Source organism: Saccharothrix coeruleofusca, from assembly GCF_014648515.1.
Taxonomy (GTDB): Bacteria; Actinomycetota; Actinomycetes; order Mycobacteriales; family Pseudonocardiaceae; genus Actinosynnema; species Actinosynnema coeruleofuscum.
In genome coordinates, this window is the sequence record NZ_BMRG01000002.1 from 503,792 (window position 1) to 522,689 (window position 18,898).

20 protein-coding genes are annotated in these 18,898 nt (G+C 72.9%); 13 read left to right on the forward strand and 7 right to left on the reverse strand.

The features are described from left to right. Window positions 1–97: 97 nt before the first annotated feature. Window positions 98–1,456: a carbohydrate-binding protein gene (locus IEZ00_RS07025; RefSeq protein WP_189222220.1), complete on the forward strand. Its 1,359-nt coding sequence runs from the start codon at window positions 98–100 to the stop codon at window positions 1,454–1,456. Between the two features lie 152 nt (window positions 1,457–1,608). Continuing rightward, window positions 1,609–2,286 carry a helix-turn-helix transcriptional regulator gene (locus IEZ00_RS07030; RefSeq protein WP_229795187.1) on the forward strand — a complete coding sequence of 226 codons (678 nt, stop codon included), beginning with the start codon at window positions 1,609–1,611 and terminating at the stop codon, window positions 2,284–2,286. Here the strand turns inward: IEZ00_RS07030 and IEZ00_RS07035 are convergent. Then, window positions 2,268–3,131, reverse strand: coding sequence for a prenyltransferase/squalene oxidase repeat-containing protein (locus IEZ00_RS07035; RefSeq protein ID WP_189222221.1), 864 nt, complete (start codon window positions 3,129–3,131; stop codon window positions 2,268–2,270). The genes IEZ00_RS07030 and IEZ00_RS07035 overlap by 19 nt on opposite strands. Window positions 3,132–3,280: 149 nt before the next feature. Here IEZ00_RS07035 and IEZ00_RS07040 point away from each other — a divergent pair, with 149 nt between their 5' ends. The 5 genes from IEZ00_RS07040 to IEZ00_RS07060 all read left to right on the forward strand — a co-directional run bounded on the left by IEZ00_RS07040 (window position 3,281) and on the right by IEZ00_RS07060 (window position 7,269). Beyond that, the gene (locus tag IEZ00_RS07040; protein WP_189222222.1) at window positions 3,281–3,691 is read left to right on the forward strand and encodes a hypothetical protein; all 411 of its coding nucleotides are present in this window, start codon (window positions 3,281–3,283) and stop codon (window positions 3,689–3,691) included. Next, a complete protein-coding gene (locus tag IEZ00_RS07045; RefSeq protein WP_189222223.1) occupies window positions 3,688–4,278 on the forward strand; it encodes a DUF3558 domain-containing protein in 591 nt (196 codons plus the stop codon). The genes IEZ00_RS07040 and IEZ00_RS07045 overlap by 4 nt, the downstream gene beginning before the upstream one ends. 181 nt (window positions 4,279–4,459) lie before the next feature. After that, the gene (locus IEZ00_RS07050; protein WP_189222224.1) at window positions 4,460–5,125 is read left to right on the forward strand and encodes a DUF3558 domain-containing protein; all 666 of its coding nucleotides are present in this window, start codon (window positions 4,460–4,462) and stop codon (window positions 5,123–5,125) included. A gap of 2 nt (window positions 5,126–5,127) precedes the next feature. Further along, window positions 5,128–6,429: a PPE domain-containing protein gene (locus IEZ00_RS07055; protein WP_189222225.1), complete on the forward strand. Its 1,302-nt coding sequence runs from the start codon at window positions 5,128–5,130 to the stop codon at window positions 6,427–6,429. Window positions 6,430–6,447: 18 nt separating this feature from the next. Further along, window positions 6,448–7,269: an ESX secretion-associated protein EspG gene (locus tag IEZ00_RS07060; RefSeq protein WP_189222226.1), complete on the forward strand. Its 822-nt coding sequence runs from the start codon at window positions 6,448–6,450 to the stop codon at window positions 7,267–7,269. Here the strand turns inward: IEZ00_RS07060 and IEZ00_RS07065 are convergent. Together IEZ00_RS07065 and IEZ00_RS07070 are read right to left on the reverse strand one after the other, a co-directional pair. Next, the gene (locus tag IEZ00_RS07065; RefSeq protein ID WP_189222227.1) at window positions 7,241–8,401 is read right to left on the reverse strand and encodes a lactate 2-monooxygenase; all 1,161 of its coding nucleotides are present in this window, start codon (window positions 8,399–8,401) and stop codon (window positions 7,241–7,243) included. The genes IEZ00_RS07060 and IEZ00_RS07065 overlap by 29 nt on opposite strands. After that, window positions 8,398–9,423: a helix-turn-helix transcriptional regulator gene (locus tag IEZ00_RS07070; RefSeq protein ID WP_189222228.1), complete on the reverse strand. Its 1,026-nt coding sequence runs from the start codon at window positions 9,421–9,423 to the stop codon at window positions 8,398–8,400. Before IEZ00_RS07070 ends, IEZ00_RS07065 begins: the two co-directional genes overlap by 4 nt. Before the next feature lie 61 nt (window positions 9,424–9,484). On the opposite strand from IEZ00_RS07070, the gene IEZ00_RS07075 reads away from it, so the two are divergent. Next, window positions 9,485–10,054 carry a DinB family protein gene (locus tag IEZ00_RS07075; RefSeq protein WP_189222229.1) on the forward strand — a complete coding sequence of 190 codons (570 nt, stop codon included), beginning with the start codon at window positions 9,485–9,487 and terminating at the stop codon, window positions 10,052–10,054. After that, on the forward strand, window positions 10,051–10,512 hold the full coding sequence (locus tag IEZ00_RS07080; RefSeq protein WP_189222230.1) for a VOC family protein: 462 nt from the start codon (window positions 10,051–10,053) through the stop codon (window positions 10,510–10,512). Before IEZ00_RS07075 ends, IEZ00_RS07080 begins: the two co-directional genes overlap by 4 nt. Before the next feature lie 42 nt (window positions 10,513–10,554). On the opposite strand, the gene IEZ00_RS07085 is transcribed toward IEZ00_RS07080, so the two are convergent. The 4 genes from IEZ00_RS07085 to IEZ00_RS07100 are packed head-to-tail and all read right to left on the reverse strand — an operon-like array spanning window position 10,555 to window position 15,280. Next, entirely contained in the window at window positions 10,555–11,745 is a 1,191-nt protein-coding gene (locus IEZ00_RS07085) for a cation:proton antiporter (protein ID WP_189222231.1), read from the reverse strand. Beyond that, window positions 11,742–13,889: a protein translocase subunit SecD gene (gene secD / locus IEZ00_RS07090; RefSeq protein WP_189222232.1), complete on the reverse strand. Its 2,148-nt coding sequence runs from the start codon at window positions 13,887–13,889 to the stop codon at window positions 11,742–11,744. The genes IEZ00_RS07085 and secD overlap by 4 nt, the downstream gene beginning before the upstream one ends. A gap of 42 nt (window positions 13,890–13,931) precedes the next feature. Next, window positions 13,932–14,264, reverse strand: a complete 333-nt coding sequence (locus IEZ00_RS07095) for a hypothetical protein (RefSeq protein ID WP_189222233.1) — start codon at window positions 14,262–14,264, stop codon at window positions 13,932–13,934. Between the two features lie 23 nt (window positions 14,265–14,287). Then, window positions 14,288–15,280, reverse strand: coding sequence for a tetratricopeptide repeat protein (locus tag IEZ00_RS07100; RefSeq protein WP_189222234.1), 993 nt, complete (start codon window positions 15,278–15,280; stop codon window positions 14,288–14,290). Window positions 15,281–15,818: 538 nt separating this feature from the next. Between IEZ00_RS07100 and IEZ00_RS07105 the strand changes: the two genes are divergently transcribed. The 4 genes from IEZ00_RS07105 to IEZ00_RS36325 all read left to right on the forward strand — a co-directional run. Beyond that, entirely contained in the window at window positions 15,819–16,022 is a 204-nt protein-coding gene (locus IEZ00_RS07105; protein WP_189222235.1) for a hypothetical protein, read from the forward strand. Window positions 16,023–16,121: 99 nt separating this feature from the next. Beyond that, complete coding sequence (locus tag IEZ00_RS07110; RefSeq protein WP_189222236.1) at window positions 16,122–17,429, forward strand: LuxR family transcriptional regulator; 1,308 nt, start codon at window positions 16,122–16,124, stop codon at window positions 17,427–17,429. 345 nt (window positions 17,430–17,774) lie between these two features. Further along, the gene (locus IEZ00_RS07115) at window positions 17,775–18,272 is read left to right on the forward strand and encodes a PH domain-containing protein (protein ID WP_229795189.1); all 498 of its coding nucleotides are present in this window, start codon (window positions 17,775–17,777) and stop codon (window positions 18,270–18,272) included. Further along, window positions 18,269–18,898 (forward strand): PH domain-containing protein (locus tag IEZ00_RS36325; protein ID WP_306344655.1); only part of this gene is annotated, 630 nt, incomplete at its 3' end. The genes IEZ00_RS07115 and IEZ00_RS36325, both read left to right, overlap by 4 nt.

Here is an 18,898-nt window from a genome sequence, read left to right on the forward strand (position 1 = left end):
GGGTCGTTGCGCCGTTCGGGTGATTGAGACCCGGCCGTGAGAGCGCTCTCATGAAAGCGCTCGCAGTGCAACACCGTGACAAGGAGGTCACCCGCGCATGGAGCCCCGAAGCAACCGCGCCCGACGCGCGCTGGTCGCCGCCGCGGCCGTGCTCGCCGCGGCGCCGGCGGCGGTCGCCGTCACCACGCCCGCCAACGCGTCCGTGCCCTCGACCCCGCCGGGCTGGACGCTGCAGTGGAGCGACGACTTCACCGGCGCCGCGGGCAGCCTGCCCTCGTCGTCGAACTGGATCTTCGACCTGGGCCACAACTACCCCGGCGGGCCCGCCAACTGGGGCACCGGGGAGATCCAGAACTACACCAACAGCCCGAACAACATCAAGCTCGACGGCGCGGGCAACCTGCGCATCACCGCCCTGCGCGACGGCGCGGGCAACTGGACCTCCGCCCGCATCGAGACGCAGCGGTCGAACTTCAAGCCGCCGGCGGGCGGCAAGCTCGCCATCGAAGGCCGCATCCAGATGCCCAACGTCACCGGCGATGCCGCGCTGGGCTACTGGCCCGCGTTCTGGGCGCTCGGCTCGCCCTACCGGGGCAACTACTGGAACTGGCCCGCCATCGGCGAGTTCGACATCATGGAGAACGTCAACGGCCTCAACTCCGTGTGGGGCGTGCTGCACTGCGGCGTGAACCCCGGCGGGCCGTGCGACGAGACCAACGGCCGCGGCGCCAGCCGCGCCTGCCCCGGCTCGTCCTGCCAGTCCGCGTTCCACACCTACCGGTTCGAGTGGGACGACGGCGCCAAGGAGCTGCGCTGGTACGTCGACGGCCAGCAGTTCCACACCGTCAGCCAGAGCCAGCTCGGCGCGGAGACGTGGAACAACATGACCAACCACGCGGGCTACTTCATCCTGCTCAACCTGGCCATGGGCGGCGCGTTCCCCAACGGCGTGGCGGGCTTCAACACCCCCACCGCGGCCACCGTGCCCGGTCACTCGCTGGTGGTCGACTACGTGGCGGTGTGGTCCAGCGGCAACGGCGGCGGCGAGAACCCCGGCGGCAGCGGCTGGGACGCCTACGGTGAGATCCAGGCCGAGCAGGCCACGTCCCGCTCCGGCGGCACCGTCGAGGGCGGGCAGGCCGTGGCGCAACTGGGCAACGGCAACTCGCTGAAGTTCTCCGGCGTCCGGTTCGGCAGCCGCACCGCCACGCAGTTCAACGCCCGCGTGGCCTCCGGCGCGGCCAGCGGCGTCAGCGGGCTGGTCGAGGTGCGGCTGGACAGCCCGACCGCGACCCCCGTGGGCAGCTTCGCCATCGCCAACACCGGCGGCTGGCAGAGCTGGCGGACGGTGCCCGCGAACATCGCGGGGGTGACCGGCACGCACGACGTCTACATCACCTTCACCAGCGGCCAGCCCGCACCGTTCACCAGCGTCGACTGGATCAAGTTCGGCTGACCCCAGCGTCTGCAAGTACTACCCGCCCCGCCGCGACGGGCCGCTGACTACTACCCGCCCCACAACGCGGGTAGTAGTTACGCGCTCCCAGGAGCCGCACGGGTAGTACTTGCAGACGTGTTTGTTGGGTGGGGCGGCGCTAGGTTGGGGCCGTGTACGAGGAACTGCCCGCTCCTGCGGGTCTGCGCTGCCGGTGGCGGCGCTCCTCCACGACCACCGAGGTGGGCCGGGTGGTGCCGGACGGCTGCACGGACATCATCTTCTCGGCCACCGGCGGCGAGGTGTTCGTGGCCGGACCGGACACCTCGGGCAAGGTCACCGAGATGGGGCCGACCGACCTGCACGCCGTCCGCTTCGACCCCGGCGTCGGCCCGGCGGTGCTGGGCGTACCCGCCCACGCGCTGCGCGACCTGCGCGTCCCCCTGGCGGAGCTGTGGGGCCGCACGGACCGGCTGTGCGAAGAACTCTCCTCGGCACCCGACCCGTCGGCGGTGCTCGCCCGCGTCGCGGTCGAACGACTGCGCGCCACGCCGCCCGACCCGCTCACGCAGGCCATCGCCACAGCGGTCCGCACCTGCGGCGTCGCCGACCTGGCCGACCGGCTCGGACTCAGCGCGCGCCAACTGCACCGGCGGAGTCTGGCCGCGTTCGGCTACGGACCCAAGGCGCTGCAACGGATTCTGCGCTTCGACGAGGCGATGTCGCTTGCCTGGCGGGGAGTCCCGTTCGCCGACATCGCCCACCGCACCGGTTACGCCGACCAGGCCCACCTGTCCCGTGAAGTCCGCGAGCTCGCGGGAGTCCCGCTGGGTCAGCTGATCCGTCCGTAGGCGCGCAACGTCAGCAGTGCCTCGATGGTCACGATCGACCGCCACTCGTGCTCGACCACCGGTGTCCACACCGGCCACGGGAACGTCCAGCCGCCGTCCTCCCGTTGCGCCGCAACGAGAGCGTCCAGATCGCGCGTCATCTCCTCGTCGGTGAACCACCGGCGCGCCAGGCTGTCCGGTCGGGAGGCGTAGTCGTGCGGCTTGTGCGTCTCGCCCGCCGCGTAGCCCTCGTGCGCCCTGCCCTCGCCCAAGTCCACCAAACCCTGCTCCCGCACCAGTTCCCCGAGCCACGCGGCGGCCCGCTCGGCACGCGGGCGGTCGGGCACGTGGTCGAGGAAGACCAGGCAGGCGTTGGCCTCGTAGGGGTGGCTCTTGGTCAGGTTCTCCACGCGGTCCCAGCAGAACTCTGTGGCGCGGTCCAGCCACGGGTGCTCGACGCCCAGGCGGTGCAGCGCGCCCGCCAGCAGGCCGGTCATCAGCAGGTCGCTGCCCTCACCGATCACCCACCACGGTGCCCTGGGGTGCTCCGCCGCCGTGCCCAGCGCGTTGGGCACACCGCCGTCGGGATTGGCCGCGGAGGCCAGGAAATCGCACGCGGGCAGCGCGTGCTCCGGCGCGCCCACCTCGGCGAACAGCTCCAGCGCGGTGCGCGTGTGCAGCGGCTGGCTGCTCGGCCCCCGACCGTCCGGCTCCAGCGCGTGCCCGTACCCGCCGTCGGCGTTGCGGTGCGCCAGCACCGCCGCGACCACCGGCTCGGCTGGCCCGCCGTCGAACAGGAACGCGAAGCGCCGCTGCTCCAGGACGCGGGCGTGGTGCCACAGGAAGGTCCGTGCTCGCTCGATCATGCGGCGACCCTAGGCGTGCTCACCCCATCGGGTCTTGAACGAATCGGACACTGTCCCCCGGACGGGGTATCCCTGCCGATGTGGCGGATGCTCCTCGAAGCCTGTGCGATCATCGCTCGCGGGGAGACGACGTGCGAGGGGAGCGCATCGTGTTCGACGCTGCCGCAGGAGCGGCCAAGAGGATCGACTTCGTGGCCGAGACCGTCGCGAGGGACGCCGCCGGGCTGGCGACCCGAGCCACTCAGACGCAGTTCACCGTGGCCCCCGACCAAGCCCAGAAACTGCTGGACGGGCTGACCGAGGCGCTGCGGCAACTGCGCGCCGCGACGCGCGAAGCGGACGACATCCGGCGTACCGGCTCGCCCGGCAAGGACGTCTACAGCGGCTTCGCGACCATGGCCATCCACCGAACTGCCGGCGAGGAGGAGGGCGGCTACCAGTGGGCCAACGCCAAGGCCCAGGAGGCGCTTGAGAAGACGATCCGCAACATCAACGACGCACTGGCCCAATACCGGCAGACCGAATCCGCGGTCACCGACGCGTTCAAGCCAGAGGGATGAAGTCCTTGAACCGCATTCTTCGAGTCCTCGTCGCCACCACCGCCACGGCAGTCGCGTTGGTCGCGTGCTCCGACGTCGGCGGCACGCCGAACCCCGCAACCACCACCGCAGGCACGGATCCCCGGAGCAGCACGCCGACCAGTGGTGACGCGCTAGACATCTCGGAGTACGTCAACGCGCCCTGCGGCATCCTCAAAGCCGATCAGGTCAGCGCGCTAGGCAAGTTCCAGGAGCCGGAGGCGGGGGCCAGCGCCAGCGGGCCGAGCTGCACCTACGAGGGCTCGGACGTGCTCAAGGACTCGACCTACGAGATCATCTTCGTCAACGACGGCAGCACGTACCAGGAGATCGTCGACAACAGCAAATCCGACCCGATCTTCAGCCAGGCCGACGTCTCCGGCGTGCCGATCATGAGCAGCGACGCCACCGACGGGCTGCGCAGCTGCACCACCGCGATCCGCACCTCCGACGAGGACGCGGTCATGGTCCAGATCAGCACAGCGGGTCAGGACGACCCCAACTACGGCAAGGCGTGCAAGGCCACCGAGCGGGTAGCCGAGACCGTCATCGGGAACCTGAAGGGCTGAGGTCATGGCTGAGGATCGGTTTCGTGGCCGAGACCGTCGTGAGGGACGCAGCCGATCTGGCGACGCAGGCCACGCAGTCGCAGCCCGCCGTCACCCCCGACCAGGTCCGGAACCCCTGGACGGGCTGATCTCGGCACTGGAGCGGCTCGTCCAAGCGTGCTGCGGCGGTGAGGAGATCACCTTGCTCGGCTCACCGGGCAAGGACGTCTACAGCGACCGAATCCGCAGTCAGCGACGCATTCAAGCCAAAGGGATGAAGCCCTTGAACCGCATGCTCCAGGCCACGCTAGCCATAGGTGCCGCCGCGGTCCTGCTCACCTCCTGCTCGGACACCGAAGGCACGCCGAGCCCGGCCACCACAACCGGTGCGACCACCACGACCGGGAACGGCTCCCCCGCAGGCGGAACCGAGCTGGACATCGCGAAGTACGTCGATGCGCCGTGCGACATCCTCAAACCCGACCAGGTCGCGGTCCTCGGCACGTTCGAGGAGCCGGAGGCTGGACAGAGTGTCAGTGGCCCCAGCTGCACCTACACCGGCGCGGACGTGTTGAAGGATTCGAGCTACGAGATCGTCTTCGTCACCAACGGCAGCACCTATGAAGAGATCGTGGAGAACAGCAAGGCGAAGCCGATCCACAGCGAGTCGACGATCTCCGGCATCCCGATCGCCAGCAGCGACGGCACCGATGGGCTTCGCAACTGCACCACCGCCATCCGGACGTCGGACAAGGACGCCGTACTCGTGCAGATCAGCGTCGCCAAGAACGACGCGAAGAACAACGGCCAAGCGTGCACTTCGGCCGAAAAGCTCACCGAGACCGTCATTGCGAACCTGAAGGGCTGACCATGGCTCCGGGCAACGTGGACATGGATTTCGGCGGCTTCGCGCTCCTGCAAGTGGGCATCGGGGCCGAGAAGATCTACGGGTGGTTCCGCGAGGGCAAGGGTCCTGGCCAGACCACCGACGCGGGCCAGCGGAACTGGGGCAACCTGGCCAGCAGCCACGCCGAGATCGCCGACCTGATCAACCGGGCCGTCCGCGACTCGGGCGCGGTGTGGGAGGGCGCGGCGGGCGACCAGGCCCGCGCGTCCACCTCACCGCTGGCCAGCTGGTCCGACGCGGCGGCGTCCAGCGCGACCGTGGCCGCAGACCGCACCAGCGCTCTCGGCGAGGCGTTCCGCCGGGCCTACAACGAGGTGGAGAAGCCCGTCGACGTCCCGGACAAGCCCTGGTACAACAGCGTGGTCCCGTGGGACACCGACTACGACGACGCGGTCGAGAAGAGCCAGCAGGTCAACTCCCGCAACATGCAGGTGCTCAGCACCTACGGCAGCGCCGCGAACTCCGCGAGCGCCGGGCTGCCCAGGTTTCAGTCGCCCGACGAGGTCGGCGCGGGCATTGACGACGGATCCACCCCGCCCCCGCCGATCGTCCCGCCGCGTCACGGCCGGTACGAGGTGGACCGGCCCGGCGGCGGTGACGACCGCAGCGGCAACAGCGGCGACCGGATCGGTGGGAGCACCGACAAGTCCTGGACCGATCAGAGCATGCCGCCGCCCAGCGACGACGGCACCACCCGCCGGTCCGGCGTGGTCCCGGAGCGGCCGGTGGCACCGCCGTTGCAGGTCGACCCGCCGCGCTCGGACGTTCCGCAGCGGCCTAACGACCAGCGCACGTGGGGACCGGTTGTCCCCCCGTTCGGCCTCAAGGACCCGCGCAACCCCAACGACCGGTCCGGTGTGCCCAGGATGCCTGGCCCTAGCGGACGCGGGGGTGGTGGCGGCGGCATGGGTGGTGGCGGCCGGGGCGCGGGCGGCCTGGGTGGTATGCCCCGCCTCCCCGGCATGGGCGGCCCCGGTATGCCCGGCAGCGGCATGGGCACCGGCATGCCCCCTGGCGGCACGGCGGGCCACGGCGAGAGCGCGGGGCGCGGTGGCACGGGTTTCGGACCGGGCGGCGCGGCGGCGGGGCGCGGAGGTCCCGGCGGCATGGGCGCGGGCGGGATGGGCGCCGGCGGCGTGGGCGCCGGTGCGGGCCGGGGGCAGGGCGACGAGGACAAGGAGCACAAGTCCGCGTCGTACCTGCAGGAGACCGAGGACATCTTCGGCGACGGCACGATGGTCGCCCCGCCCGTCATCGGCGAGTAGGACCACCAAGGGGGGAACGTGCTGCGGACCAGGGTCGTGGTCCCGGCGGTGGCGCTGTACAACGCCTGGCAGGCGGAGGGCCTGCCCGCGCTGCACAACGCGCTGCTGACGCGAGTCGAGTTCGACGAGGACCGGTTGGCGGAGGGGGACGTGGGCGGGCTCGCCGAGCTGGCCCGCTCCGGGTGGGCCGAGCTGGAGCGGGCGGGGCTGGCTCGCGGCGGGCGGGTCCACCCGGACCTCGGCCGGTCGCTGCGGCTGGTCGCCGAGGCGGGCGCGGAGTACTACGCCTTCTTCGACCAGGGCGACGAGGACACCCGGTCGGCGCTGGTGGTGGTGTCCGGGGACGACGCGCTGCGCGTGGTCCTGCTGCCGGACCGGCACTTCGCGCTGGAGCCGATCCGGCCGGAGGACGCGGTGCGGTCGCTGGTCGCCGCGCTGCCGGAGATGCCGCCGGGGCGCGGCGGGGTGATCTCGCTGCCCGCGGAGTCGTTGCGGGACAACGGACCTCAGCGGGCGGGCTCCGAGCACGGCGAGCAGTCGTTCCTCCAGGCCAACTACCGGACCGGCGGCCACGTGGTCGAGGCCGGGCTGGTCCGCAAGCTGCTGGCCGAGCAGCGCTTGGGCGGCGGTCAGCTGTTCGCCGCGCGGCGTGACCGGTTCGGCCGCAAGCACCGGTGCGCCGCGCCGCTGACGTTCTTCGACACGACGACCGGCCGCTACCTGTCCACCCCCTCGACGGGCCGCGACGGCACGGCGTGGATCACCGTGCAGCCCGGCGGCCCCACCGCGCTGACGGCCAGGCTGCGCCTGCTCAGCGACGCCGCAGCACCTCCCGGTTGAGCTCGGCCGGGCTGCGGTGCCCGGACAGGCCCAGGGTGAGGTCGAAGTCGGCGAGCAGGCCGCGCAGCACGTGCCGCACGCCGACTTCACCGCCGTGCGCCAGCCCGTAGGCGAACGGCCTGCCCAGCAGCACCGCCTTCGCGCCCAGCGCCAGCGCCTTGACCACGTCCGCGCCGGAGCGCACGCCCGAGTCGAACAGCACCTCGACCTGCTCCCCCACCGCCTCGGCGATCTCCGGCAGCACGTCCAGCGAGGCCACCGCCCCGTCGACCTGCCTGCCGCCGTGGTTGGACACCACGATGCCGCTCACCCCGGCGTCGACCGCCTTGCGCGCGTCGTCGGGGTGCTGGATGCCCTTGAGCACGATCGGCCCGTCCCAGTGCTCGCGTAGGAAGGCCAGCTGGTCCCAACCGCGGTCGGTGCCGGTGAACAGCTGCACCCAGCGCAGGATCGCCATCGGCAGGTCCTCCTCCGGCGGCGCGGCCAGTCCGGCGCGGAACGCCGGGTCGCTGAACGGGATCGCGGTGCCCACCCCGCGCAGGAACGGCAGGTACGACTGGTCCAGGTCGTGGGGGCGCCACGCCAGCGTCCAGGTGTCGAGGGTGACCACCAGGACGGTGAACCCGGCTTGGCGGGCCCGGTCCAGGATGCTGGCGCACACGTCCGGGTCGTTGGGCCAGTACAGCTGGAACCAGCGCGCCGCGTCCCCGGCCGCCTCGGCGACGTCCTCGATGGTGTGCGAGGAGGCGGTGGACAGGATGAACGGCACCCCCAGCTCGGCCGCCGCCCGCGCGGTGGCCAGTTCGCCCTCGGGGTGCAGGATCGACTGCACCCCGATGGGCGCGAGCAGCACCGGCGCGGGCAGCTCCGTGCCCAGCAGCGAGGTGCCCAGGTGGCGGGTGGTGGCGTCGGTGAGCATCCTCGGCACGATCCGCCACCGGTCGAACGCCTCCCGGTTGGCCCGCGCGGTGGCCCCCGTCCCGGCCGATCCCGCCACGTACCAGAACGGCCCCGGTCCGAGGCGTTCACGGGCGGACGCCTCCAGCTCGTCGGGGTTGGTGGTGAAGGGCGGCTTGTTGTCCGCCAGGCCCTGCAGGTAGATCTCGTTCTGGTACGCGGCGAAGCTCGTCATCCCACACCATCATCCACTCGGCCAACGGTCCGCCGATCATGCTCTTCCCGGCCCGCGCCACCCGCAAGCACGGGCGCACCGGCGGCCAGCAGGCGCTGCGCCAGCACGCGGCAGCGGTCCCGCAGCTCCGGCGGGTCGAGCACTTCGAAGTCGTGTCCCAGCAGGACCATGTGCATCAGCACGAAGTCGAGGTTGTCCGCGCCGCTGACCACCTCGCAGTGCTCGCCGCGCGGGTGCACGACGGCCGCCGACGCCGGGATCTGCGCCCGCACCACTTCGGCCGACGCGCGCACGAGGCAGCGCGCTTGGTGCCGGTAGACCCGGCTGGCCACCCCCTCCTGCACGTACGCCGCCGCGTCGGGTGCCGCGCGCGGGCGGAAGCGCCAGGTCCGCGCGGACACGTCGGTCATCCGGTCGACGCGGAAGCTGCGCCAGTCGTCGCGGTCGAGGTCGTAGGCCAGCAGGTACCAGCGCCGGTCGGAGGCGACCAGGCGGTACGGCTCGACCCGCCGCTGCCGCACCTGGCCGCCGGACGGGTAGCCGAAACCCGCCTCGACCTCCGCGCGGCACGCCCTGGCCAGGGTCATCAGCACTTCGGGGTCCACCGGTGTGCGGCCTCCGCCGAAGGATTCCACCGAGCCGGACAGGGCGCGCACCTCGTGCCGGAGTCGGGTGGGCAGCACCCGGTCCAGCTTGGTCAGCGCCCGCAGCGCCGCGTCGGTCGCGCCCGCGACCGCGCCACCGGCTCCGGCCAGCAGCGAGACGGCGGTGGCGATGGCCTCCTCGTCGTCGAGCAGCAGCGGCGGCAGGTCCTGGCCGGGGCCGAGCTGGTAGCCGCCGCCGACGCCCTGGCAGGCCTGCACCGGGTACCCCAGCGCGCGCAGCCGCTCGACGTCGCGGCGCACCGTGCGCGAGGTGACGCCGAGCCGGTCGGCGAGTTCCGGGCCGGTCCAGACCTGGCGCTGCTGCAGCAGCGAGAGCAGGGTGAGCACCCGCTCCGTGGTCCCCCGCTCCTCCGCCATGCGACCACCCTGCCAGAGATAGCGGAACGATCCTGTCCGCTAGGGGTGTCACGGTGTCCCCATGAACGATTTCGACTGGAACCGGACGTTGCGCGAGCAGTGGGAGTTCCACTGGGACCACCAGCTCCGGGCCAGGCTCGACGGCCTCACCGACGACGAGTACTTCTGGTCACCGGTGCCGGACGCCTGGAGCGTGCGCCCGCGCGGCACCTCGACCGCGCCGGCGCAGGGGGGCTCGGGGGACTTCACCATCGACTTCGCCTTCCCCCAGCCGGTCCCGCCGCCCTTCACCACGATCGCCTGGCGGCTGGGCCACGTCATCGTCGGCGTGCTCGCCATGCGCAACGCGGCGCACTTCGGCGCGCCGGAGGCGTCGTACGAGACCTGGGACTACGCGGGCGACGCGACCACGGCGCTGGAGCAGTTGGAGACCCAGCTCGACCGGTGGACGGCCGGGGTGCGCGCTCTCGACGAGGCCGGGCTGCGGGCCCCGGTCGGGGACAAGGAGCCCTTCCCCGAAGCGCCCATGGCGGACCTGGTGCTGCACATCCAGCGCGAGCTGATCCACCACCTGTCCGAGGTCTGCCTGCTGCGCGACCTGCACCTGCACAGGAACGGGACGACCCGATGAGCCTCCAGGTCCAGATCACCTTCGACGCCCACGACCCGGCGGCGCTGTCGTCCTTCTGGCGCGACGCGCTGGGTTACGTCCACCCCGCCCCTCCGGGGGTCGACCTGCCCGAGGGCGCTGACGTGCCGGCGGCGTGGGACGAGTTCCTCGCGCGGATCGGTGTGCCGGAGGAGCAGCGCAACGACAGTTCCGCGGTGGAGGACCCGGACGGGCTCGGCCCACGGCTGTTCTTCCAGAAGGTGCCCGAGGACAAGGTCGTCAAGAACCGCGTCCACCTCGACGTCCGCGCGGCTCCCGGTTTGCGGGGCGAGGAGCGGATGGCGGCGCTGGAGGCCGAGTGCGACCGGCTGGTGGCGCTGGGCGCGAAGCGGGTGCGCCGCCACGAGCCCGCTCCCCCGCTGAGCGCGGGCCACATCGTGATGGCCGATCCCGAGGGCAACGAGTTCTGCCTGGACTGACGTGCGGTGCCGGGACGGGGGAACCCGTCCCGGCACACCGCCTCAGTGGCGTGCTCCGGCCTTGGCGAACAGCCGCGCGGGCAGCAGCCAGGTCAGCTCGTGCGACCGCAGCACGGCCAGCGGCCCGATCACCGCCAGCAGCAGCACGTAGCCCGCGACGAACGGGGCCACCCGCGAGTCCAGCCCCGCCGCCACCGCCATCGACGCCAGGACCAGCGAGAACTCCCCTCGGGTCAGCACGGTCAGGCCGATGTCGACGCCCTGCTGCCGGTCGAACGAGTGCAGCTTGGCCGCGAACAGCCCGGCGCCCAGGTTGAGCGCGATGGTGACCACGACGGCCAGCAGCACCGGCACCACGACCGGCCCCACGGCACGCGGGTCGATGCTGAGCCCGAAGATGAAGAAGAACAGCGCCCCGAAGGCGTCCCGCAGCGGCAGCACGAGCTTGTGCACCCTCGGCGCGACCCCGGAACCGCCCAGCACCGCGCCGACCATGAACGCGCCGATCGCGTCGGAGACGCCCAGTTCGTGCGCGACCGCCGCGCCGGTCACCGCGACGCCGACGAAGCACACCACCAGCAGTTCGTCGTCGGCCGAGCCGAACAGCCCGGTCACCACCCGGCCGCCCCAGCGCGCGACGGCGGCCAGCGCCAGCAGGAACAGCAGCGCCTTGGCGAAGTCCAGCACCGCCGCGCCGAAGCCGTCCGCGCCGCCGAGCACCGGCTGCAGCACCGCCAGGTACACGGCCAGGAACAGGTCCTCGATCACGATGATGCCCATGATCAGCCGTGACTCGGGGTTGCCCATGCGGCCTGCCTCGATCAGCAGCTTGGTCACGATGGCCGATGAGGAGATGCCGATGGCGCCCGCGACGACCAGCGCTTCCCGCGTGCCCCAGCCCAGGGCGAACCCGAACGCCAGCCCGCCGCCGATGTTGAGCAGCAGGTAGCCGGTCCCGGCCACGGCGAGTTTCCGCCCGCCCGAGACCAGGTCGTCCACGGAGAACTCCAGGCCCAGGTAGAACAGCAGGAACACCAGGCCCAGCCCGGAGAGCACGCTCATCTCGGCGGGATCGCGCACCAGGGACAGCCCCGGCGTGTTGGGTCCGAACAGGATGCCGGCCACCATGAACAGCGGGATGGTCGGCAGTCCGATCCGGACGCCCGCCCGCGCGATCAGGCCCGCGGCGAGGAAGGCCCCGCCGACCGCGAGCAGCGCGTGCCCGGTGCTCATCGGCGCTCCAGGGCGATCGCGACGGGAGCGGCGGTCACGACGGTCGAGGTGGTGCCCGCGACCAGGCCGATCAGCAGGGCGGTGGCGAAGTCGGCCAGCGACCCGTCACCCAGCACCAGCAGTGCGGCCAGCACGAACAGCACCCCGATCCCGGTGTTCACGGTGCGTGGCACGGTCTGCAGGACAGCGTTGCCGACCACTGTCGCGAATGGTTGGTCCCCTTGCGCGCGGCGCAACTCCCTCACTCTGTCGAACACCACCACCGAGTCGTTGACCGAATAGCCGATGACCGTCAGCAGAGCCGCCAGGAACACCCCGTCGACCGTCTTGCCCAGCCAGGCGAACGCGCCCACCAGCACGGCGACGTCGGCGACCAGCGCGACCACGGTCGCCAGCCCGAGCCGCCAGTCGAACCGCACGGCCAGGTAGGCCAGTTGCGCGGCCACCGCGATGGCCAGCGCGATCAGCGCGTCGCGGCGCAGCTCCGCGCCCAGGCTGGGGCCGATGAGCTCGTTGCCGACCCGCTCGGCCCCACCGGTCGCGCGGTCCACCGCCGCGCCGATCCGGGCCGCGGCGGCCTCGTCCACCGGTCCGGTCCGCACGGAGATCCCGTCCGCCCCCGAGGTGGTGACCACGGCGTCGCCGAACCCGGCCGCGGCCAGCTCCGCCCGCACGCGACCGGTGTCCACCGCGGCGGCGGTGTAGTCGAACATCCGCCCGCCGGTGAACTCCACGCCCAGCTCCAGCCCCCGCACCAGCAGCCCGGACAGCGCCACCAGAACCAGCAGGCCCGCCGCGAGCAGCCACCTGCGGGGCCGCTGGAACAGCCGCGTGCCGCGCGCGGTCAGCCACGTCCGCACCCGTCCGAGGTCGTGCAGGCCGCTCCACCGGGGCCGCTTCTCCAGCAGCGGCACCACCAGCCGCAGCAGCACGCGGCTGAGCACCAGGGCGCTGAACATCGAGGCCAGCACGCCGATGGCCAGCGTCACGCCGAAGCCCTTCACCGGCCCGGTGGCCAGCCAGAACAGCAGCCCGGCGGCGAGCAGGGTGGTCACGTTGGAGTCGGCGACCGCGCTGAGCGCCCCGCGGAAGCCCAGGTCGACCGACCGGGGCAGGCGCTTGCGCCGCGCGTACTCCTCCCGCGCCCGCTCGAACACCAGCACGTTGGCGTCCACCGCCATGCCGATGGCCAGCACGAACCCGGCCAGGCCGGGCAGCGTCAGGGTCGCGCCGACGGCCAGCAGCGCCGCGTAGGCCACGGCCGCGTACCCGGCCAGGGCGAGCACCGCGACCAGGCCCGCCACTCGGTAGGCGAAGATCAGGAACAGGCTGGTCAGCGCCACGCCGATGATCGCCGCGCGGCTGCTGGCCTCGATCGCCTCGGCGCCCAGCGTGGGGCCGACGGTGCGCTGCTCGACCACCTCGACGGGCACCGGCAGCGCGCCGGAGCGGATCACCAGCGCCAGTTCCTCGGCTTCGGCCTGGGCGAACTGCCCGGTGATCTGGGTGCTGGTGCCGATCATGCCGGTGCGGCAGGGCACCGACGGGTCGACCTGCGGCGCGGACACGACGTCGCCGTCGAGCACGAAGGCGATCTGCCTGCGCGGGTCGCCGGGCGCGGCGCAGGCGGCCTCGGCGGTGATCCGCTGCCAGGTCGACGGGGCGTCGCCCTGGAAGTCGACGGTGACCTGCCAGCCGACGCCCGCCGGGTTGGGCGTGGCCCGCGCGTCCCGGATGCCCTCGCCGGTCATCGCCACCGGTCCGAGGGCCAGTCCGGCTCCGTCGGGGGACTGCTCCTGGCCGGGGCCGGTGACCGGGCGCACGGCCAGCTGGGCGGTGCGGCCGAGCACCTCGACGGCTTCGGCCGGGTCCTGGACGCCGGGCAGCTCGACCACGATCCGCCGGTCGCCGGAGCGGGCCAGCACGGGTTCGGCCACGCCGAGCTCGTCGACTCGGCGGCGCAGCACCTCCAGGGCGCGGTCGGTGGCCTCGGGCGGGGTTTCCAGCACGATCCGGGTGCCGCCGCGCAGGTCGAGGCCGAGGCGCGGTTGGCTGGTGAGCAGCAGGAAAGCGGACGCGGCGAGAACGCCCAAGGACAGCAGTCCTCGGACGAGCAGCTCTCGCCGCGCCGGTGGGCGCGGCATGGGAAGGGAACCTCCGGGTGAGGGCGAACGGGGTGGGTTCGGCTACCTGGAGGTGCGGGGAGGGGCGCGTTCGCCGAGCGGGACCTGGCTCAGGCCCTCGGGGGCGAGGTGGGTCGGGTCGACGACGTCGGCGCGCACCACGGGTTGGGGCGGCACGTGCACGGCGGGCTGCACGCCGTCCAGCGGCTTGCCGAGGTGGCCGAGGTGCTGGACCGGGTGCACCGCCGGGGTGCGGTTGGTGGCGCTGGGCAGGTGCGCCGCGTCGATCGGCGTGGCGACCGCGGCCACCGCGCCGACGTGGACCGGGGCGACGGGGCCGAACACGACGAAGCCCGCGATCAACGACATGATCACGAGCACCGCGCGTCGGGTCATCCGCCCCCCTTCCGACAACCAGGTTAACCGGTGCGGCCGAGCACCACGACGGTTCCGCCCGCGAGCGCGCACAGCCACGCGACGACGAGCGGCTGCACCGTGCTCGCGCCGAGCAGGAGCGCGGCGGTCCAGCCCACCAGCACCAGCAGCGCCAGCCCGAAGGCGGTCGCCACGACCGCGACCTCGGGGCGGTGCCGGGGCAGGTGCAGCAGGGCCCTGCGGACCGCGCGCCCCCGCGCCGCCGGCCGCAGCACGATCACCGCGCACAGCAGCACCAGCGCCCCGGACAGCGCGCCGGTCGCCGGGGTCGGCCTCGGCATCCCCGCCAGGAGCAGCAGCGGCCCGCCGATGACGAGCACCGCGGCCAGCCGGGAGAACGCGGGCCACACCAGCGCGTGCGCGGCGGCCAGCGCCTCGGCCGCGGGGGACGCGGTGGGCGCGGGTGCGCCGCGCTTGCGCCGCACGGTCGCCAGGTTGGCCCGCACGTCCTCGGCGGACGGGTCCAGCCGCAGCGCGGTGCGGTAGGCGTGCTCGGCGGTGCCCCAGTCCCGCACGCGCAGCGCCGCGTCCCCCAGCACCTGGAACGTCCGCGCCTGCTCGGGCGCCAGCCGGGTGGCCTCCCGCGCCACCGCGACGGCCTCCCGCCGTCCACCGGGGTCGGAGGCGAGCACCTCGGCCAGCACGACCAGGCACCGCCAGTCGCCGGGCGCGCGTCGGGCGCACTCCCTGGCCGCGACCGCCGCCTCGGTGTGCCTGCCCAGCTCGCTCAGCGCCAGCGCGGTCAGCCGCTGCGCCCAGGACCGGTCGCCGCCCAGCACCAGCGCCCGCTTGGCGGCCTCCAGCGCGGGGTCGGGCTCACCGGCGTCGAGGTGGGCGGCGGCCAGCCCGCACCACGCCTCGGGGTGCAGCGGGTCGGCCGCGAGCGCGGGCCGCAGCAGGGCGATCGCCCGGTGCGGGAGTCCGCTGGCGGTGAGTTCGGCGGCCCGCACGACGGCGGTGGTGATCGGCTCGGACATCGCACCTCCCGGACGCGCGCCTCCCGGACGACGCCGATCAGTGTGACAGCGCCCACGTGGTTTCCCGATCAACAATGATCTTGCCTTACTCCATGTGAGCAAATGATCACCCGTTCGGCCCTACAGAGCGCGATGACGTCTACCGCAGGTCCGAGCCGGGGGAATCGCGGCGCGCGGATCGGGCAGCACCTGCGGGCGTTCGGGGCATCGGGGTTGCCAAGGCGGATTTCCCCTGCGTATCAGGCATTTCCGGTGCTCTGTGCGCCGACTGGCCGAAGAGGACCGACCTGCCGGAGCAGCACCGACCCGGCCGCGCGGCCACCGACCGGGGCTGACCCGATTATCACGATCCGTTGCGGTTTAGCCATTTTTCCCTCTTCCAGGTGACCAAGATGAACACGCTGTGCGACGCTATGGCGGCTCGGCACGGTCGCCTGGCGGAACTCCCGTCATGCCACCAGTCCGCGTGCGTCTCCACCCCCGCGAGCGCCCGGATTGGTCCGAGCACCCGTGTCGAGGAAGTGGGAGGTAGGGGGACGTGAGCACAGCCAAGGAGTGGCAGATCGCCTGTCGGGACATCGCATCCCGTCGTCGCGACATGACCGTCTTCGTCAGCCAGGGGCACGTCGTGGTGACCGTGCCGCCGGGTGAGGCCGCGGTGCTGACACCGCTGGAGGTCGGCAGGCTGCGGGCCGCGCTGCGGGACGCCGTGGTCAACGCCTCGGACACCCCCGAGAGCTGACCGGATTCACCCGCGCCCTTCCTACTCGTGGGTAGGTAGTGCCACTATCGGGGCCGTGCGCAATCACGGTCGGGGCACACGGGCACGGGGTGTGCTGTGGTGAACGCCGATCCGCGCGCCACCGCGGTGGCCAACCTGCGCGAGGCGCGGATGGCCCTGGACGAGGGCCGCCCCGGCGACGCGCTGGAGTCCGCAGAGAAGGCGGTGGCCGCGTTCTCCTGGCTCGACGACGCCGAGGGCGTGGCGTTCGGCGTGCTGGCGCAGTCGGTGGCGCTGGGCAAGCGCGGCCTGCTGCCCGGCGCGCTGGACACCATCGACCGGGTGCAGCAGATCGCCTCGGCCAACCGGCACGCGCTGCTGCAGGCGTGGTGCGGCTTCTCGCGGGCGGTGGTGGAGCTGCGGCTGGACTCGCGGGAGCGGTCGCTGCACTCGCTGGCCAGGGCGCTGGGCCTGGCCGAGCTGACCGGCGACGCCGAGCTGACCGGCTCGATCCTGTTCGAGCAGGCCAAGCTCATGCGCACGCAGTACCACGAGCACTGCATGACCCGCACCGACGGGGCCCGGTGCAGCCTGGACGGCGAACCCTGCGTGCGCAAGCTGCGCCGCGCCGAAGCGCTGTGCGGGCAAGCCCGCGACCGGTGGAAGCAGCTGGACGAGCCGCTGCTCATGGCGCGGGTCAACCTGCTGGTCGCGCACGTCCGGCTGGACCTGGGCGAGGTGGAGCGGGCCCAGCGCGCGTGCCGCCGCGCGGAGCGGCTGCTGGCTGGCCGGGACCGGCCGGTGCTGCGCGCGGAGCTGCTCATCGCGCGGGCCCGCTGCAGCGGCAGCCGCAACCGGCTGGCCGACCAGATCGCGCAGCTCACCGAGGCCGCCGAACTGGCCATGGGCTGCCTGGCGCGGGAGGTCGCGGTGCGCGCCCACGGCGCGCTCAGCACCGCCCACGAGCGGGCCGGTCAGCTGCGGCAGGCGCTGCGGCACGCCCGGCTGCAGCTGGAGCAGTACCGGCTGTGGGAGTTGCAGGAGGGACGCGACCTGCTGCGGATGCGCGAGCACGACCCGTCGGCCCGGCTGGCGGAACAGCTGGCGCACCACCGCTTCGAGCCGCACCGCGAGCGGACCTTCGCCCCGCCGCGCGGCTACCGGCCGCTGCGCAGCGGCACCACCGCCGAGCAGACCAACCGGCGCATCGCGCGGGCGCTGCAGGCGGGCCTGACCAAGCGCGGCATCGAGGTGCTGCGGCGGGTGGCCGACGGGGCCAGCACCGGCGCGATCGCCGAGGAGCTGGCGCTGTCGCCGAAGACCGTGCAGAACCACCTCCAGCGGATCTACCGGACGCTGGGCGTGCGGGACCGGGCGGGGGCGGCCGTGTGGTGGATCGGTTTGGACGACGCGACCGCCCAGCCGTGAAAGTCGGGGGTTCTACCTACCCCAGTGCGGGCAAACTGGGTGATGAGCTGGACATCTTCGGTGTGCCATGCTCCGCTTGGACGCTTGTCCCCTGGTCGAACGGAGCTTGACGATGGTTGTGCACTCTCTCCGCAGACTCCTGGCCGCCGCGGCCCTCTGCGCGTCGTTCGGAGTCGTCACGGCCACAACCGCGAGTGCGAACGCGGGGACGCCCTGCCAGGAGGGGACGGCGGTGGAACAGACCGCCTCCTGCACCTTCACGCCGCCCTACACGCAGCCCTAGGAAGTGGACGCGAGGCCGGGTCCGCGCGCACAGCGGGCCCGGCCTTGCGGCACAGTGGGGGCGTGAGCACCGACGTGTTGCGCCTGCGTGCGCCGAGGCACCGGGTGAGCCGCAAGGCCATCACCCTCTGGACGCTGCACGCCGTCATCGGCTGGCTCGTGCTGCTGGTGCCGCAGGGCGTGCTGCTCCTGCTGGTGGACCAGCCATGGCCGTGGCAACTGCCGGTCGCGGTCGCGACGCTGGCGCTGGGCACCGCGCACACCGCGGTCATGCCGCGCTGGCGCTACCGGGTGCACCGCTGGGAGTCCACGCCCGAAGCGGTCTACACCCTGTCCGGCTGGTTGAACCAGGAGTGGCGCATCGCGCCCGTGTCGCGCATCCAGACCGTGGACACCAAGCGCGGCCCGCTGCAGCAGATGCTGGGGCTGTCCACCGTGACCGTCACCACCGCCTCGGCGGCAGGCCCGGTGCACATCGAGGGCCTCGACCACGACGAGGCGGTGCGACTGGCCGAGGAGCTGACCAGCACCACCCAGGCCACGCCGGGTGATGCCACGTGAACCCCGAGACGGCTCCGCAGGGCGCACCGGAGCTGCCCGCCGCGCCGGAGTACGCCGAGCCGGTGGTGGACTGGCACCGGCTGGACGGCCGGATGCTGGTCGTCCGCCCGCTCAACGAGCTGATCAACCTCGTCCCGGTGCTGGTCGGCCTGCTCGTGCTCGGCAACGGTGACACCTGGCGGTTCGTCAGCGGCATCGCGGTCATCGCGCTGATCGTCGGGTTGGGCCTGCTGCGCTGGCTGACCACCCGGTACCGGATCACCACCGAGCAGGTCGAGCTGCGCACGGGGCTGTTCGTGCGCAAGCGGCTGGCCGTGCCGCGCGACCGCATCCGCACCGTGGACCTGACCGCGAAGCTGGGGCACCGCCTGTTCGGCCTGTCCGCGATCCGGGTCGGCACCGGCAGGCGCGACACGCCCGGCGAGGACGGCCTGACGCTGGACGCGGTGTCCTCCGCCGAGGCCGAACGGCTGCGCCTGCTGCTGCTGGACCACGCCCCGGCGGAGGAATCCGCCCCGGCCGCGCCACCGCGTCCGAGCACCGTGCTGTCCGCTTTGGACAGAAGCTGGCTGCGCTACGCGCCGCTGACGCTGTCCGGTCTGGTGGGCATGGGCGCGCTGTTCGGC